Source organism: Streptomyces sp. NPDC032091, from assembly GCF_055580265.1.
Genome location: NZ_JBVILR010000024.1, coordinates 28,742 through 43,148, shown reverse-complemented (window position 1 = coordinate 43,148; position 14,407 = coordinate 28,742). Strand labels below are relative to the sequence as shown.

14 protein-coding genes are annotated in these 14,407 nt (G+C 74.5%); 7 read left to right on the top strand and 7 right to left on the bottom strand.

The features are described 5' to 3' along the window. Positions 1-132: 132 nt before the first annotated feature. Positions 133-1,806 carry a FadD3 family acyl-CoA ligase gene (locus ACZ5NJ_RS30705; RefSeq protein WP_468769070.1) on the bottom strand — a complete coding sequence of 558 codons (1,674 nt, stop codon included), beginning with the start codon at positions 1,804-1,806 and terminating at the stop codon, positions 133-135. Positions 1,807-1,903: 97 nt separating this feature from the next. On the opposite strand from ACZ5NJ_RS30705, the gene ACZ5NJ_RS30700 reads away from it, so the two are divergent. The 5 genes from ACZ5NJ_RS30700 (at position 1,904) to ACZ5NJ_RS30680 (ending at position 5,594) form a co-directional block, all read left to right on the top strand. After that, positions 1,904-3,055, top strand: coding sequence for a lipid-transfer protein (locus tag ACZ5NJ_RS30700; protein WP_468769069.1), 1,152 nt, complete (start codon positions 1,904-1,906; stop codon positions 3,053-3,055). 23 nt (positions 3,056-3,078) lie between these two features. Further along, positions 3,079-3,537, top strand: coding sequence for a Zn-ribbon domain-containing OB-fold protein (locus tag ACZ5NJ_RS30695; RefSeq protein WP_468769067.1), 459 nt, complete (start codon positions 3,079-3,081; stop codon positions 3,535-3,537). After that, complete coding sequence (locus ACZ5NJ_RS30690) at positions 3,534-4,310, top strand: enoyl-CoA hydratase/isomerase family protein (protein ID WP_468769066.1); 777 nt, start codon at positions 3,534-3,536, stop codon at positions 4,308-4,310. Before ACZ5NJ_RS30695 ends, ACZ5NJ_RS30690 begins: the two co-directional genes overlap by 4 nt. 210 nt (positions 4,311-4,520) lie before the next feature. Further along, positions 4,521-4,967, top strand: coding sequence for an SRPBCC family protein (locus tag ACZ5NJ_RS30685; protein WP_468769065.1), 447 nt, complete (start codon positions 4,521-4,523; stop codon positions 4,965-4,967). Positions 4,968-5,081: 114 nt separating this feature from the next. Then, complete coding sequence (locus tag ACZ5NJ_RS30680; protein ID WP_468769063.1) at positions 5,082-5,594, top strand: hypothetical protein; 513 nt, start codon at positions 5,082-5,084, stop codon at positions 5,592-5,594. Positions 5,595-5,605: 11 nt separating this feature from the next. Here ACZ5NJ_RS30680 and ACZ5NJ_RS30675 read toward each other — a convergent pair whose 3' ends face one another. From ACZ5NJ_RS30675 to ACZ5NJ_RS30660, 4 genes are all read right to left on the bottom strand, one after another. Continuing rightward, positions 5,606-6,076: a hypothetical protein gene (locus tag ACZ5NJ_RS30675; protein ID WP_468769062.1), complete on the bottom strand. Its 471-nt coding sequence runs from the start codon at positions 6,074-6,076 to the stop codon at positions 5,606-5,608. A gap of 142 nt (positions 6,077-6,218) precedes the next feature. Next, entirely contained in the window at positions 6,219-6,716 is a 498-nt protein-coding gene (locus tag ACZ5NJ_RS30670) for a peptidylprolyl isomerase (protein ID WP_468769061.1), read from the bottom strand. Between the two features lie 131 nt (positions 6,717-6,847). Beyond that, entirely contained in the window at positions 6,848-9,316 is a 2,469-nt protein-coding gene (gene afsK / locus ACZ5NJ_RS30665) for a protein serine/threonine kinase AfsK (protein ID WP_468769059.1), read from the bottom strand. Between the two features lie 90 nt (positions 9,317-9,406). Continuing rightward, positions 9,407-10,246, bottom strand: a complete 840-nt coding sequence (locus tag ACZ5NJ_RS30660) for a VOC family protein (RefSeq protein ID WP_468769057.1) — start codon at positions 10,244-10,246, stop codon at positions 9,407-9,409. A gap of 309 nt (positions 10,247-10,555) precedes the next feature. Between ACZ5NJ_RS30660 and ACZ5NJ_RS30655 the strand changes: the two genes are divergently transcribed. Further along, positions 10,556-11,203 (top strand): TetR family transcriptional regulator, encoded by a 648-nt coding sequence (locus ACZ5NJ_RS30655; protein WP_358895160.1) that lies wholly within the window; start codon positions 10,556-10,558, stop codon positions 11,201-11,203. Between the two features lie 54 nt (positions 11,204-11,257). On the opposite strand, the gene ACZ5NJ_RS30650 is transcribed toward ACZ5NJ_RS30655, so the two are convergent. Beyond that, on the bottom strand, positions 11,258-11,743 hold the full coding sequence (locus tag ACZ5NJ_RS30650; RefSeq protein WP_468769055.1) for a nitroreductase family deazaflavin-dependent oxidoreductase: 486 nt from the start codon (positions 11,741-11,743) through the stop codon (positions 11,258-11,260). Continuing rightward, positions 11,743-12,993, bottom strand: a complete 1,251-nt coding sequence (locus tag ACZ5NJ_RS30645) for an acyl-CoA dehydrogenase family protein (protein WP_468769054.1) — start codon at positions 12,991-12,993, stop codon at positions 11,743-11,745. Before ACZ5NJ_RS30645 ends, ACZ5NJ_RS30650 begins: the two co-directional genes overlap by 1 nt. Positions 12,994-13,146: 153 nt before the next feature. Between ACZ5NJ_RS30645 and ACZ5NJ_RS30640 the strand changes: the two genes are divergently transcribed. After that, on the top strand, positions 13,147-14,361 hold the full coding sequence (locus tag ACZ5NJ_RS30640; protein ID WP_468769052.1) for a thiolase C-terminal domain-containing protein: 1,215 nt from the start codon (positions 13,147-13,149) through the stop codon (positions 14,359-14,361). Positions 14,362-14,407 lie beyond the last annotated feature (46 nt).

The window sequence follows — 14,407 nt, the reverse complement described above, 5'->3', positions numbered from 1 at the left end:
CCGTCCCTCAACTTCGTCCCCAGACCCACCCTGCTTCACTCTTCGTACCTCTCCCCGCTCCCCCCCCCCCCCCCCCCCCCCTTTGGCCCTTCCCCGGGGGAGCCGGGGTGGCAGGTCGGGAGGCCGGCGGGGTCAGTGGGGGGAGCGGAGTCGGGTTTTCAGGACCTTGCCGCTCGCGTTGCGCGGGAGGGTCGGGACGAACTCCACCTCGCGGGGGACCTTGTAGTTGGCCATTTCACGGCGGGACCAGGCGATCAGGTCGTCGGCGGTGAGGGTGGAGCCGGGGCGGCGGACGGCGTAGGCCTTGCCGACCTCGCCGAGGCGGGGGTCGGGGATGCCGACGACGGCGACGTCGGCGATGTCCGGGTGCAGGCCGAGGAGTTGCTCGATCTCGGCGGGGTACGCGTTGAAGCCGCCGACGATGAACATGTCCTTGATCCGGTCGGTGATGCGCAGGTTGCCCCCGCCGTCGAGGACGCCGACGTCGCCGGTGCGGAGCCACCCTTCGGGGGTGAGGGTGCGGGCGGTGCCCTCGGGGTCCTCGAAGTAGCCGCGCATGACGTGGTGGCCGCGCACCCAGACCTCGCCGGGGGTGCCGGGGTCGAGGGCGGTGCCGTCGGGGCCGGTGATGCGGAGTTCGGTGTCGGGGATGGCCCGGCCGGAGGTGGCGGCGATGACCTCGGCGGGGTCGCCGCGCCGGCACATGGTGACGATGCCGCTGGCCTCGGAGAGCCCGTAGGCGGTGAGGACGGTGGCGATGCGGAGTTCGGCGCGGAGCCGTTCGACGAGCTGGAGGGGGACGACGGCGGCCCCGGTGACGACCAGGCGCAGCGCGGACAGGTCGTGGTGGTCGCGCTGGGGGTGGTCGAGGAGCGACTGGTGGAGGGTGGGCGGGCCGGGGAGGACGGAGATCCGCTCGGCGGCGATGTTGGCGAGGACGGTGTCCACGTCGAAGACGGGCTGGGGGACCATCGTGGCGCCGCGCATCAGGCAGGCGATGATCCCGGCCTTGTAGCCGAAGGTGTGGAAGAAGGGGTTCACGATCAGGTAGCGGTCGCCCTCGCGCAGTCCGGCGAGCTCGCTCCAGACGGCGTAGCAGCGCAGGGTCTGGGCGTGGGTGATCACGGCGCCCTTGGGGCTGCCGGTGGTGCCGGAGGTGAAGATGATGTCGGACGGTGCGTCGGGGGGTATCGCGTCGGCGCGGGCGCGGACGGCGGCGGCCGGGACGCCGTCGCCGCCGGCGAGGAAGTCCTTCCAGGTGCGGAAGTCGGCGGGGGCGTCGTCGGCGAGGACGACGACCTGTTCGAGGTGCGGCAGCCCGGGCAGTGGTCCGGTGCCGGTTCCGGTGCCGGTGCCTTCGGCGGCTGCGCGGCGCAGGGAGGCGACGTAGGAGGTGCCGAGGAAGGTGCCGGTGACGAAGAGGAGGCGGGCGCGGCTGCGCCGGAGGACGTAGGCGGCCTCGGCGCCCTTGAAACGGGTGTTGAGCGGTACGAGGACCGCGCCGGCGGTGACGGCGCCGAGGGCGGAGACGATCCAGTCGACGGTGTTGGGGGCCCAGACGGCGACCCGGTCGCCGGGTTCGACGCCGGCGGCGAGGCAGGCGGCGGCGGCCCGTTCGACACGCTCGCCGAGCTGGGCGTAGTCGAGGCGGGTGCGCCCGTCGACGACGGCCTCCCGACCGGCGTGGCGGCGGGCGGCGTCCCGCACGAGGGCGGCGACGCTTCCCCAGCGCAGATCCCCCCGCGGGTCGGCCGCGTCGGCGGGATCCGCCGGGTCGCCGTGGTCCTCGTAGCCGGCTCGGTCCATCGCCCGCCCCTCCCTTGGAACCCAGTAGCTGACTATCCGTCAGATTAGCTGTAGCCTTCGCGGCTGTCAGCAGTACCGGCGCACCCCGGAGGTGGCGATGGCGGCAACGCTCAAGGACGCTACGGCAATCGTCGGCATCGGCCAGACCCCCTTTGCCAAGCGGCTACCCGCCCCGGAGAAGGAACTGGCCTGCCGGGCGATCCTGGCGGCGCTCGCCGACGCGGGCATCGCCCCCGGCGAGGTCGACGCCTTCGCCTCGTACACGATGGAGGAGACCGACGAGGTCGAGGTCGCCAAGGCCATCGGCGCCGGCGACGTCACCTTCTTCTCCAAGGTCGGCTACGGCGGCGGCGGCTCCTGCGCCACCGTCGGCCACCTCGCCGCCGCCATAGCCACCGGCCAGGCCACCGTCGGCGTCGCCTGGCGCTCCCGCAAGCGCGGCTCCGGCCCGCGCCCCTGGAAGAACACCGCCGTCCAGCTGCCCACCCCCGGCCAGTGGACCCGCCCCTTCGGGCTGCTGCGGCCCGCCGACGAGATCGGCATGCTGGCCCGCCGCTACATGCACGAGTACGGGGCCACCCGCGACCACCTCTTCAACGTCGCGATGGCCTGCCGCAACCGGGCCAACGAGAACCCGGCCGCGATGATGTACGAACGCCCGCTGACCCGCGAGATGTACATGACCTCCCGCATGATCAGCGACCCCCTCTGCCTCTTCGACAACTGCCTGGAGACCGACGGGGCGCTGGCCTGCGTGATCGTCTCCGCCGAGCGGGCCCGCGACTGCCGCCAGAAGCCGGTGTACGTGCACTCCGTCGCCCAGGGCCTGCCCGCCCAGCACCACGGCATGGTCAACTACTGGAACGACGACCCGCTGTCCGGCCCCGCCTGGACCGCCGCCCGGCACCTGTGGAAGCAGGCCGACTTCGGGCCCGCCGACGTGGACGTCGCCCAGATCTACGACGCCTTCACCCCGCTGATCCCGCTCTCCCTGGAGGGCTACGGCTTCTGCGGGCGCGGCGAGGGCGCCGCCTTCACCGAGGGCGGGGCCCTGGAGATCGGCGGCCGGCTCCCGATCAACACCGGCGGCGGCGGGCTCAGCGAGGCGTACGTGCACGGCTTCAACCTGATCAACGAGGGCGTCAAGCAGCTGCGCGGCACCTCCACCGCCCAGGTGCCGGACGCCGCGACCTGCCTGGTGACGGCGGGCGAGGGCGTCCCCACGTCCGCGATCCTGCTCCGCGCCTGAATCCCGCATCGAGGAGTCGCCCGATGACCACCGCCCCCGACGCCGGCGAACACCGGCTGCTGCTCCCCGTCCCCGACGAGGACGGCGCCCCCTTCTGGGAGTACGCCGCCCGCGGCGAGCTCCGCGTCCAGGCCTGCGCCTCCTGCGGCAGGCTCCGCTTCCCGCCCCGGCCCTGCTGCCCGCACTGCGGGTCCTTCGACTCCGAGTGGCGCCCGATGAGCGGGCGGGGCCGGATCTGGTCCTACGTCCTGCCGCACCCCCCGCTGCTGCCGGCGTACGCGGCGCAGGCCCCGTACAACGTGGTCCTGGTGGAGCTCGCGGACGCCCCGCACATCCGGCTGGCCGGGAACGTGGTCAGCTCCGCCGACGCCCCGCTCGACTCGGTGGACCCGGCCCGGCTGCGGATCGGGGCGCGGGTACAGGTGGTGTTCACCGAGACGGGCGGGATGGCCGTGCCGCGCTGGATCCTGGAGAAGCCGTGACGCTGCGGGTGGAGCGGGACGCGGAGAGCGGGGTCGCGGTCGTCACCCTGGACCGGGAGGCGCGGCACAACGCGATCGACCTGGACACGGCGGCCGGACTGGCGGCCGTCTGGCGGGAGTTCCGCTTCGACGAGGAGGTGCGGGCGGTGGTGGTGACGGGCGCGGGCACGGCCGCGTTCTGCACCGGGATCGACCGCTCGGCGCAGGTCCCGCAGCCGGCGTCCCCGTACTCGGTCGACGACCCGCTGGTCGCGATCGGGCCGAAGGCCAACGACCTGTGGAAGCCGGTGGTGGCCGCCGTCAACGGCATGGCCTGCGGCGGGGCCTTCTACCTGCTGGGCGAGGCCGAGTTCATCGTGTCGGCCACCACCGCCACCTACTTCGACCCGCACACCTCGTACGGGATGGTCAGCGCCTACGAGGCCGTGTACATGGCCCAGCGGATGCCCTTCGGGGAGGTCGCCCGGATGTCCCTGATGGGCACGGCGGAACGGCTCTCCGCGCGACGGGCGTACGAGATCGGGCTGGTCTCGGAGCTGGCCGAGCCGGGCGAGCTGCTCGCGGCGGCCCTGCGGTCGGCCCGGACGCTGGCCTCGTTCCCGACGGAGGGCGTGCAGGGCACCGTACGGGCGCTGTGGTCGGCGAAGCAGGCCGCGCTCCAGCAGGCCCTCGCGCAGGCCCCGGCCCTGATCGCCCTGGGGAACCTCCCGCCCGGCCGCCAGGCGGAGCTGTTCGCGGGGCGCCGGCCGGGGACGGAGTTCCGGCTGCGCTGACCGGCACGCGGCGGCCGCCCGACGTGTCGGCATTCACCACCGCACACCCGGAAGGCTCCACTCCGCTCTCTGCGCCACCAGCGAAGACCTCCCCTCCCGAGGTCCCCCGGCAGCGGATCCGTGGTTGCATCCCTGCACCGAACCCGGCGGCAGCCGCACACCCCGCGTCCCTTCGGTGAGAGCACCACGTCACCACGAGGAACACGGCACATGCGACGCCACATCACCACCGAGATCATCATCGACGCGACCCCCGAAGAGGTCTGGCAGGTCCTGACCGACCTCCCCCGCTACTGCGTCTGGAACCCGTTCATCCAGCAGGCCGGCGGCGAGGTCGCGCCGGGCGAGCGGATCCGGCTGACCATGTACGCGGAGTCGGGGAAGCCGACCACCTTCCACCCCAGGGTCGGGGTCTGCGTGCCCGCGGCGGAGCTGCGCTGGACGGGGCACTTCCTCGTCCGCGGCCTCTTCGACGGCGAGCACTTCTTCCGGCTCTCCGAGGGCCCGGGCCGCACCACCCGGCTGGAGCACGGCGAACGCTTCCGCGGCCTGCTGGTCCCCTTCCTCGGCAGGCTGCTGGAGGGAACGGCCCGCAACTTCACCGCGATGAACGAGGCGCTGCGCACCCGCGTCGAAGCGGCCCGCGCCACCTCCTGAGGCACCGGCCGGCTCGGCCGTCCCCGGGCCGGTCCCGGACGCCACGACCGGCGTGCGGGCCCGGGGACCCCGGGCTAGCGTCGGGATCACGACCCCTACCCCGGAGGGCCGGGCATGATCCGCAACGCAATCGGCGCGCTCATGGGTCTGATCGGCGCGACCGCCGCCGTCTGGAGCCCCTTCCGCGCCTGGTACGACGGCCGGCCCGGCCGCGACTACCGCATCGAGGAGCTGTTCTCCGGCTCCGGCGTCACCACCGACCCGCCCGCCCTGCTGGGCTCGCTGCTGCTGCCGATGCTCTGCGCGGCGCTGCTCACGCTGCTCGCCGTCCTCCGCCGCTCACGGCTGCTCATGGCCCTGGCGGGCGTGGTGGTGCTCGGCGTGGCGGTGCTGTGGATGGTCCGCCAGGGCCAGGCGGCCGGGGGGCTGTCGGTTGGCGGCGCCGAGGGGCACGGCCTGGGCGACGGGCTCGCGAGCGCCTTCGGCGCGGGCGCGCTGCTGCTCCTGGCGGCGGCCGTCATGCGCGGGCGGCGCCGCCGGCCCCGTGCCCGCGACCTGGACCTCGACCCCCTGGCCCGGCCGTCGGCCGCGGACCCCGAGCCGTGGGGGCCGGGCGACCGGCCGTAGCGGTCAGCCGGTCAGCCGATCCTTCCGACCTGGCAGCGCTGGACGTCGTTCACCTTGCCGGGGTTCGGCAGCGCGACGGTGACCGTCTGGGTCTCGCGGGGCTTCAGCGTGACGCGGACGGAGGTCCGGTCGACCGTGCCCGCGTTGCCCTCGAAGGTGAGCGGGACGTCGACGGTGCGCTGGGTGTCCAGGTCGGACGTGACCTGGAGGACGGCCTTCGCACGGCCGGGCGCGGCGCAGGAGACGACCATCGCGTGCGCAGGAGCGTCGCTCTTCCTGCTCTTGCCGGTGCCGGTGCCGCCCCCGGTGGTGCTGTCGTTGCTGCCGTTGCTGCCGTTGCTGCTGCTGTGGCTGCTCTTGCCGGACGAGCAGCCGTGGCCGCCGCCGCTGCCGCCGTGCCTGCCGTGGGCCGAGAACCCGCTGAGCGAGAGCACGACACCGACGATCACTGCGGTGAACTTCACATGACGACCGGCCACCATGGCGCGATCCCTTCCCCCGAGGACAACGGCGGGCCACGCTACCAGCGGCCACCGACACCGAAGATCCCGCTCGGGGCGCCCCCGGAACGGCGGCGGCCCCGCCCCCCGGAGGGGGCGGGGCCGTCGGCGTCCGTGAAGGGGATCAGGCGGCGTCGACGACGCCGGAGGCCGCGATCTCGACCTTGCCCTTGGGGGCGCCGGACTGCGAGCCCAGGGCCTCGATCTGGTCGACCAGCGCCTGGCCCTCGACGACCTCGCCGAAGACGACGTGCTTGCCGTCGAGCCACGGGGTGACGACGGTGGTGATGAAGAACTGCGAGCCGTTGGTGTTGCGGCCGGCGTTCGCCATCGACAGCAGGTACGGGCGGTCGTGCTTCAGGTTGAAGTTCTCGTCCGCGAACTTCTCGCCGTAGATGCTCTTGCCACCGGTGCCGTTGTGGTTGGTGAAGTCACCACCCTGGAGCATGAACTGGGGGATGATGCGGTGGAAGCCGGAGCCGGCGTAGCCGAAGCCGTTCTGGCCGGTCGCCAGCTCGCGGAAGTTGCGCGCGGTCTGCGGGACGACATCGTCGAACAGGTTGAAGACGATGCGGCCGGCGGGGGCGCCGTTGATGTTGATGTCGAAGAAGACGTTGCTCATGGGTCCCATCCTGTCACTCCCGGTGCGGAACGCGACCCGGCGGGGCCCGGGAACCCTCCCCCAGGGCGCCCATAAGGGGCGTTCCGGGCGGGTTCGGGGGGTGGGGGACGGGCCCACCCCGGCCCCGCCCGTCAGCCTCCCGTACGGGTGCCCGTGCCCTTGGCGGCGTCCAGGGCGTACACGCAGCGGTCCTTGCTGCACGCGTACACCACGCCCGCCTCCGCCACCGGCGCGCCGGTGATCTCGCCGCCCGTGGCCAGCTTCCAGCGCAGCTGCCCGCCCGCCGCGTCCAGGGTGTAGAGGCAGTGGTCGGCCGACCCGAAGTGGACCCGGCCGTCCGCGACCACCGGCGAGCCGGTGATCTCCCCGCCGGCCGCGAACCGCCACTTCGGGGTGCCGGTGACCGCGTCCAGCGTGTAGAGGGCGCTGCCCGCGCCCAGGTGGACGTTGCCGCCCGCCACCAGCACCGGGTCCGCCGCCGGGCGCGGCTCGGTGGCGATGCGCCAGCGGTCCTTGCCGGTGGCGGCGTCCAGGGCGTAGACGGTGCCCAGGTAGTCGGCGAGGTAGACCCCGCCGCCGGTGACCGCCGGGCCCGGCGCGAACGCGGGCGGGGCCAGGAAGACGGCGGGCGCCTCGAAGTGCCAGCGGACCCGGCCCGAGGCCCGGTCCACGGACAGCACCCGGGTGCCGGCGGCCACGTACACGTTGCCGTCGGGGGCCGGGGTGACGCGGACCGGGACGTTGCCGCAGGAAGCGGCGTCCCCGACCGGGTAGGACCAGGCCTCCAGTCCGGAGCGGGCGTCGAGGGCGCGCAGCCGGGCGTCCTGCCAGACGTAGACGGTGCCGTCGTGGAGGACGGGGGCCGCCTCCGGGGTCTCGAAGTCGGACTGGGCGCCGCTCAGCTCCCACAGCTTCTGGCCGTTGGAGGCCTCCCAGCCCTGGACGCCGCCGCCGCGCGTGGCGGTGACCACGGTGCCCCGCTCGGCGCGCAGCGCGTACACCCAGGCGTCGGCGTTCAGCCGCCACCGCTCGGAGCCGTCCCCGGCGTCGAGGGCGAAGAGGGAGGGCCCGTCGGAGGCGTGGATGCGGCCGTCGGCGACCGCCATGGACCAGGCGACGTCACGGGTCTTGAACTGGCGCCGGCCGCTGCCCACGTCCAGGGCGTGCACCTCGAAGGAGGTCACGTACAGCAGGTCGCCCGCGACGGTCGGGGTCCCCCACACCTCGTTCGACATGCGGAAGCGCCACGGCCGCCAGCGCCCGCTGTCCGGCGACGGACCGGGAGCCGGTACGGACGGGGTCGCCACCGGGGCCGCGGCGGACGCCGACACGCCGGCCGGCGGCCGCACCCAGCCGGTCGCCGAGTCGGCGGCGGCGAGCCCCGCCGGGGCGGAGGCCGTGGCGCGCGGGCCGGGGCCGATCGGCACCGGGGAGGCACCGAGGTGCACGGGCGCCCCCGACGGCGCGGAGACGGGGGCCATCGGCGGCCGGTCGGGGCGCGGCGGCACGGCCTGCCCGGTCCGCGGGTCGGTGAACGGGTCGGCGGTGCCGCGCACGGGCCTGCGGTGCGTGGCGGGGCCCGACAGGGGCGGCGCCGAGGAGTGTCCGGGGGCGGGCGCGTGCCCGGAGGCGGGCGCGGCCGCGGAGCCGCCGCGGGGCGCCTGCGAGGGGCCGCCGGGCGAGGGCACGCCGGGGGCGGGCGTACGGTGGCCGGCGCGCCGGGCCTCGATCATGGCAACGGCCCGCGCGGGGAGCCACGCCGAGGCGGTCCCGCTGTCGTCGCCGCCGTCGAAGAGGTGCGGGGCGAGCTGCGCCTGGAGGTCGGCGGGGGTCGGGCGCTGGGTGGCGTCCATCTGCATGCAGGAGTCGATCAGCGGTCGCAGCTCGTCCGGGAGCCCGTCGAGGTTGGGGCCCTCGCGCAGCAGCATGAACACCGTCTCGACCGGGTTCGCCCCGTGGTACGGCGGGTGCCCGGTCGCGGCGAAGACGAGGGTGGAGCCGAGCGAGAACACGTCGCTGGCGCCCTTGACGCTGCGCGAGTCCTTCGCCTGCTCCGGCGACATGTAGGCGGGGGTGCCGACGGCCACGTTCGTCATGGTCAGCCGCGTGTTGGACACGCCGCTCGCGATGCCGAAGTCGATCACGCGCGGTCCGTCCTCGACGACCAGCACGTTGGACGGCTTCAGGTCGCGGTGGACCAGGCCCGCGCCGTGGATGGACTGCAGCGCCTCGGCGATGCCGGCCGCGAGCCACCGTACGGCCTGCACGGGCATCGGCCCGCACTCGTTGACGATCTCCTCCAGCGAGGGCGCCGGCACGTACGCGGTCGCCAGCCACGGCACGGCCGCGCGCGGGTCGGCGTCGACCACGGCCGCGGTGTAGAAGCCGGACACCGCGCGCGCCGCCTCCACCTCGCGCGTGAAGCGCACGCGGAAGAGCTGGTCCTCGGCGAGCTCGGTGCGCACCGTCTTGATCGCGACGCGCCGGCCGGACGCCGACCGCGCGAGATAGACCAGCCCCATGCCGCCGGCTCCGAGCCGTCCCAGCACCTCGAAGGGGCCGATCCGTCTCGGGTCGTGCTGCGTCAGCTGCTCCACCACTCGCCTCCACACCTCCCCGTACGGGCCCTCTGCCCGGGCCCGCTGTCCGACTCCGGGCCCGTGGCCGGGAGTCGCGCAATCCTGATTCTGTCAGGCCCGCGCCTGGTCCGGCCCCGGCTCCGGGTCTCCGTCGCCGCGCGGCTCCGACAGGAGGGCGAAGACGGCCCCCTGATTGTCGGCGACGACGGCGATCCGGCCGTACGGCGTGTCGAACGGATCGGCGGTGACGCGGCCGCCGAGGCGCTGCGCCGCGGCCACGCTCGCGTCGCAGTCGGGGACGGCGAAGTAGGCCAGGAAGTGGGCGGGCATGATCTCCGGGAAGGCGTCGGTGATCAGGCTGCGGCCCAGGATGGCGGTGGCGGCGCCGGGCGCGGTGCCGGGCGGGGACCACAGGCGGTACTCGGCGGCCGGTTCGGCGGGGGCGCCGGGGTCGCCCTGGTCCTCGGGGACATAGCCGAAGACGGTGGCGTAGAACACGTCGACCGCGTCGCGGGCGCGGGTGTAGAGCTCGGCCCAGCAGTAGGTGTACGGCTCGCCCTGCGCCTCGAACCCGTGGTGGGTGCCGGGCTGCCAGAGCCCGAAGACGGCCCCGCCGGGGTCGGCGGCCAGTGCGGCGGTGCCGTAGGGGCCGACGGGCTGCGGGTCCATCACCATCTGGCCGCCGGCGGCGCGGATGCGGGCCGCGCAGGCGTAGGCGTCGGAGGTGTACAGGTAGACGCCCCAGACGGTGGGCATGCGGCCGTCGGGCTTGGGGGCGAGGGCGGCGACGTTGCGGCCGCGGTGGTAGGCCTGGGTGTAGCCGCCGTACGCGGGGCCCGCGCTCTCGCCGAAGGTCCATCCGAAGAGCTCGCCGTAGAAGCGCTTGCCCGCCTCCACGTCGGGGAGCGAGGCGTCGACCCAGCAGGGGGAGCCTTCCGCGAATGCGACCATGGGGAGGTTCCTTCCATTTGTGCTGGGTCATCCCTGTTGGACATGGTCCGCCCGAAAGGTTGTCCACACCCTGTTGATAAGACTATTCGGGGGATAAGCCGCGATACGGAGCGGGGTGCGCCGGTCGCGCGCAGGCAGGGGAGTAAGGGCGGACGCGCGGTTCCCGCAGCGGGCGCCCCGGCCCCCGGCGCGGCCGGAATCCGCTGCCGCGAGAGGCCCCGCGAACGCTCCCGGGCTGGTCGGCAAGGCCGTAACCCCATTTGCAGGCGGCCGAATAGCGCGCCGGAGCCCCCTCGGTAAGCTGACGGCATGACAGGACAAGTACGCACCGTCGACGGGCGTGTCGCCGGCCGGCGCGGCCAGGCGACGCGGCAGAAGCTGCTCGACTGCCTCAGCGAGATGCTCAGCTCCTCGCCGTACCGCGACGTCAAGGTGATCGACGTCGCGCGCAAGGCCGGTACCAGCCCCGCCACCTTCTACCAGTACTTCCCGGACGTCGAAGGCGCCGTCCTGGAGATCGCCGAGCACATGGCCACGGAGGGCGCCCAGTTGACGGCGCTCGTCGAGGGCCGCAACTGGGTCGGCAAGGCCGGCTGGGCGGCGGCCGAGGAACTCGTCGAAGGATTCCTGGACTTCTGGCGGCGCAACGACGCGATCCTGCGCGTGGTCGACCTCGGCGCCGCCGAGGGCGACAAGCGGTTCTACAAGATCCGCATGAAGATCCTGAACTCGGTCACCAACTCCCTTACGGAGTCCATGAAGGAGCTCCAGGCCAAGGGCAAGGTCGACAAGGAGCTCAGCCCGGCGGCGATGGCGGGCTCCCTGGTGGCGATGCTGGCCGCGGTCGCCTCGCACCAGAAGGGCTTCCAGACCTGGGGCGTCAAGCAGGCCGAACTCAAGCCCAACCTGGCCCTGCTGGTGCACCTGGGCATCACCGGCAAGAAGCCGACCAGGTGACGGCGGACCCCACCGGGGGGTCCGCCGCCGGCGCAGGCCCCCGTACGCCCGCGGTCAGCGCCGCTCCAGGCGGAACAGCCTGATCTCGCGCTCGATGCGCGCCTGGTACGTCGCGTACGGCGGCCAGAACCTCAGCACCGCCCGCCACGCCTCCGCCCGCTCGGCCCCCTCCAGCAGGCGGGCCCGTACCGCGATGTCCCGCCCCTGCCAGTTCACGTCCGCGTCCGGGTTCTTGAGCAGGTTCCCGGTCCAGGCCGGGTGGCCGGGGCGGCCGAAGTTGGACCCGATCAGCAGCCAGCTCGCACCTCCGCCCTCCGGCATGCACGCGAGCGGGGTGGTGCGGGGCTCACCGCTCTTCGCACCCCGGGCGGTCAGGATCACCCCGGGCAGCATCCGGGCACTGAGCAGCACCTTTCCGCCGGTGAGGCGGTGGACCGCCTTGTCCATGGCGGGGATGAAGTGCGGGGCGATCCTGGCGAAGAGGAGGGTCGAGGAGACCTTCTGCATGAGCTTGACGGGGAGGGTCGCGCCGGGAGCCATCAGACGGCCGCCTTCTGGAGGGTCGCGGAGGGGTCGGGGGTCGCCGGGCCGGGCGCGGCGAAGAGGCCGGCCCGCTGCGCGGCGTGCCCGCGGAGCCGGTGGACCGGGCCGAAGAGCAGTTCGTCGGCGGCCGCCCGCTTGAAGTAGAGGTGGGCGTCGTGCTCCCAGGTGAAGCCGATGCCGCCGTGCAGCTGGATGGCCTCGCCCGCGGTGGTCCGCAGGGCCTCCAGGGCCTGCGCGAGGGCCAGGCCGCCCTGCTCGGGGTCCCAGGCGGCGTAGTAGGCGGCGGAGCGGGCCGCCTGGAGCTGGACGTAGAGGTCGGCGAGGCGGTGCTTGACCGCCTGGAAGGAGCCGACGGGCCGCCCGAACTGCTCGCGCCGGCGTACGTGCTCCACGGTGCGGGCCAGCGCCTGCCCGGCCGCGCCGACCGCCTCGGCGGCGAGGACGGCGGCGGCGTGCCGGCCGGCGACGGCCAGCGCGGCGAGGGGGTCGGGGGCGGGGTCGGGGGCGGGTCCGGGGGCGGCGTCGGGGACGTGGTCGGTGCCGAGCAGTTCGGCCGGGACGTCGCGCAGTTGGACGCGGCCCTGCGGGCGCGTCTCGTCGAGGGTGGTCTGCCGGGTGCGGACGAGTCCGGGCGCGTCGCCCCGTACGAGGAACAGCAGCGTCCGGGCCCGGGCGAAGCCGCCGGTGTGCGCGGCGACCAGGAGCAGGCCGGCGCTGTGTCCGTCGAGGACCTGGGCGACCTCCCCGTACAACCGCCAGCCGTCGGCGCCGGCACGGGCCTGCACCCCGCCCGCGCGGCCCCCGCCGGCCCAGTCGCCGGGGGCGTTGTCGCCGGTCAGGGCGAGGACGGTGGACAGGGCGGGGCCCGGAACGGCGAGCGCGGCGGTCAGCTCCCCGGCCGCGAGCGCGGGCAGCAGGGCCGAGCGCTGGGCGGCGGTGCCGAGGGCGGCGACCAGCGGGGCGGCGAGGGCGGCGGTGGCCAGCAGCGGGGAGGGCAGCAGCACGCGCCCGGTCTCCTCGCAGGCCAGCGCCAGGTCGGCGGGGGCGCAGCCGACGCCGCCGTACTCCTCGGCGATGGCCAGGCCGGGCAGGCCCAGCCGCCGGGAGAGCTGCTGCCACAGCCCGGGGTCGTGTCCGGCGTCGGTCCGGACGGCGGCTTTGACCTCGTCCGGGCCGCAGTGTTTGCCCAGGATCTCGCGCAGGGTACGGCGCATCTCGTCCTGCTCCGCGGTGAAGGCGGCATCCATCGTCGAGGCTCCTCCCGTTTCTGACGGGGCGTCATGTTAGGGCGGCGGGGACGAGATGCACAGGGTGCGGAGGACGCGGCTTGGGGGTGGGGGCGGCGGACGGCGCGGGGTGCGGGGTTACATCTGACGTATCGTCAGATGTACCGTCCTCCCATGCCTGGACCCCTGTCTGCACCGCCCGTGTCCCCGTCCCTTCCCGCGCCCCGCCGCCGGGTCGCGGTGGTCGGCGTCGCCCTCTCGGACTGCGGCCGGGTCGACGGCCCGACCCCCTACGCGCTGCACGCGCAGGCCGCCCGCCGGGCCCTGGCCGACTCCGGCCTGGACCGCTCCGTCATCGACGGCTTCGCCTCGGCCGGCCTCGGCGTCCTCGCCCCGGTGGAGGTCGCCGAGTACCTCGGCCTGCGGCCCGCCTGGGTCGACTCGACGTCCGTCGGCGGCTCCACGTGGGAGGTGATGGCCGCCCACGCCGCCGACGCCATCGCCGCCGGCCACGCCAACGCCGTCCTGCTGGTCTACGGGTCGACGGCCCGCGCCGACGTCAAGGCCCGGCGGCGCACGTCGAACCTGTCGTTCGGGTCGCGGGGGCCGCTCCAGTTCGAGGTGCCGTACGGGCACACGCTGGTGGCGAAGTACGCGATGGCCGCGCGCCGGCACATGCACGAGTACGGGACGACGCTGGAGCAGCTCGCCTCGGTGGCCGTCCAGGCCCGCGCGAACGCGGCGGCCAACCCGGACGCGATGTTCCGCGACCCGATCACCGTCGAGGACGTCCTCACGTCCGACCCGATCGCCGACCCCTTCACCAAGCTGCACTGCTGCATCCGCTCCGACGGGGGCTGCGCGGTGCTCCTGGCGGCGGAGGAGTACGTCCCGGACAGCGCCAAGACCCCCGTCTGGGTCCTGGGCACGGGCACCTCCGTCTCCCACACCACGATGTCGGAGTGGGAGGACTTCACGGTCTCCCCCGCGGCCGTCTCGGGCCGCCTGGCCTTCGCCCGCGCGGGCCTCACCCCCGCGGACGTCGACCTCGCCGAGATCTACGACGCCTTCACGTACATGACCCTGGTGACGCTGGAGGACCTCGGCTTCTGCGCCAAGGGGGAGGGCGGCGCCTTCGTGGAGAAGGGCCGCCTGCTGCGGGACGGGGAGCTCCCGGTCAACACGGACGGCGGCGGCCTGTCGGCCTGCCACCCGGGCATGCGCGGGCTGTTCCTCCTGGTGGAGGCCGTCCGCCAGCTCCGCGGCGAGGCGGGGCCGGCCCGCCAGGTCACGAAGCGCGGCGGCACGGACCTCCCGGAGGTGGCCCTGGCCTCGGGCACGGGAGGCTGGTTCTGCTCATCGGGAACGGTACTGCTGGGACGGGGGTGACGGGGCCGGGCGCGGCCCGCGCCCGGCCCGGGGCACCGGCGTCGGC

Coding starts and splice junctions, on each gene's coding strand:
- ACZ5NJ_RS30705 (WP_468769070.1), bottom strand. CDS start 1,806: ATGGACCGAGCCGGCTACGAGGACCACGGCGACCCGGCGGATCCCGCC.
- ACZ5NJ_RS30700 (WP_468769069.1), top strand. CDS start 1,904: ATGGCGGCAACGCTCAAGGACGCTACGGCAATCGTCGGCATCGGCCAG.
- ACZ5NJ_RS30695 (WP_468769067.1), top strand. CDS start 3,079: ATGACCACCGCCCCCGACGCCGGCGAACACCGGCTGCTGCTCCCCGTC.
- ACZ5NJ_RS30685 (WP_468769065.1), top strand. CDS start 4,521: ATGCGACGCCACATCACCACCGAGATCATCATCGACGCGACCCCCGAA.
- ACZ5NJ_RS30680 (WP_468769063.1), top strand. CDS start 5,082: ATGATCCGCAACGCAATCGGCGCGCTCATGGGTCTGATCGGCGCGACC.
- ACZ5NJ_RS30675 (WP_468769062.1), bottom strand. CDS start 6,076: ATGGTGGCCGGTCGTCATGTGAAGTTCACCGCAGTGATCGTCGGTGTC.
- ACZ5NJ_RS30670 (WP_468769061.1), bottom strand. CDS start 6,716: ATGAGCAACGTCTTCTTCGACATCAACATCAACGGCGCCCCCGCCGGC.
- ACZ5NJ_RS30660 (WP_468769057.1), bottom strand. CDS start 10,246: ATGGTCGCATTCGCGGAAGGCTCCCCCTGCTGGGTCGACGCCTCGCTC.
- ACZ5NJ_RS30655 (WP_358895160.1), top strand. CDS start 10,556: ATGACAGGACAAGTACGCACCGTCGACGGGCGTGTCGCCGGCCGGCGC.
- ACZ5NJ_RS30650 (WP_468769055.1), bottom strand. CDS start 11,743: ATGGCTCCCGGCGCGACCCTCCCCGTCAAGCTCATGCAGAAGGTCTCC.
- ACZ5NJ_RS30645 (WP_468769054.1), bottom strand. CDS start 12,993: ATGGATGCCGCCTTCACCGCGGAGCAGGACGAGATGCGCCGTACCCTG.
- ACZ5NJ_RS30640 (WP_468769052.1), top strand. CDS start 13,147: ATGCCTGGACCCCTGTCTGCACCGCCCGTGTCCCCGTCCCTTCCCGCG.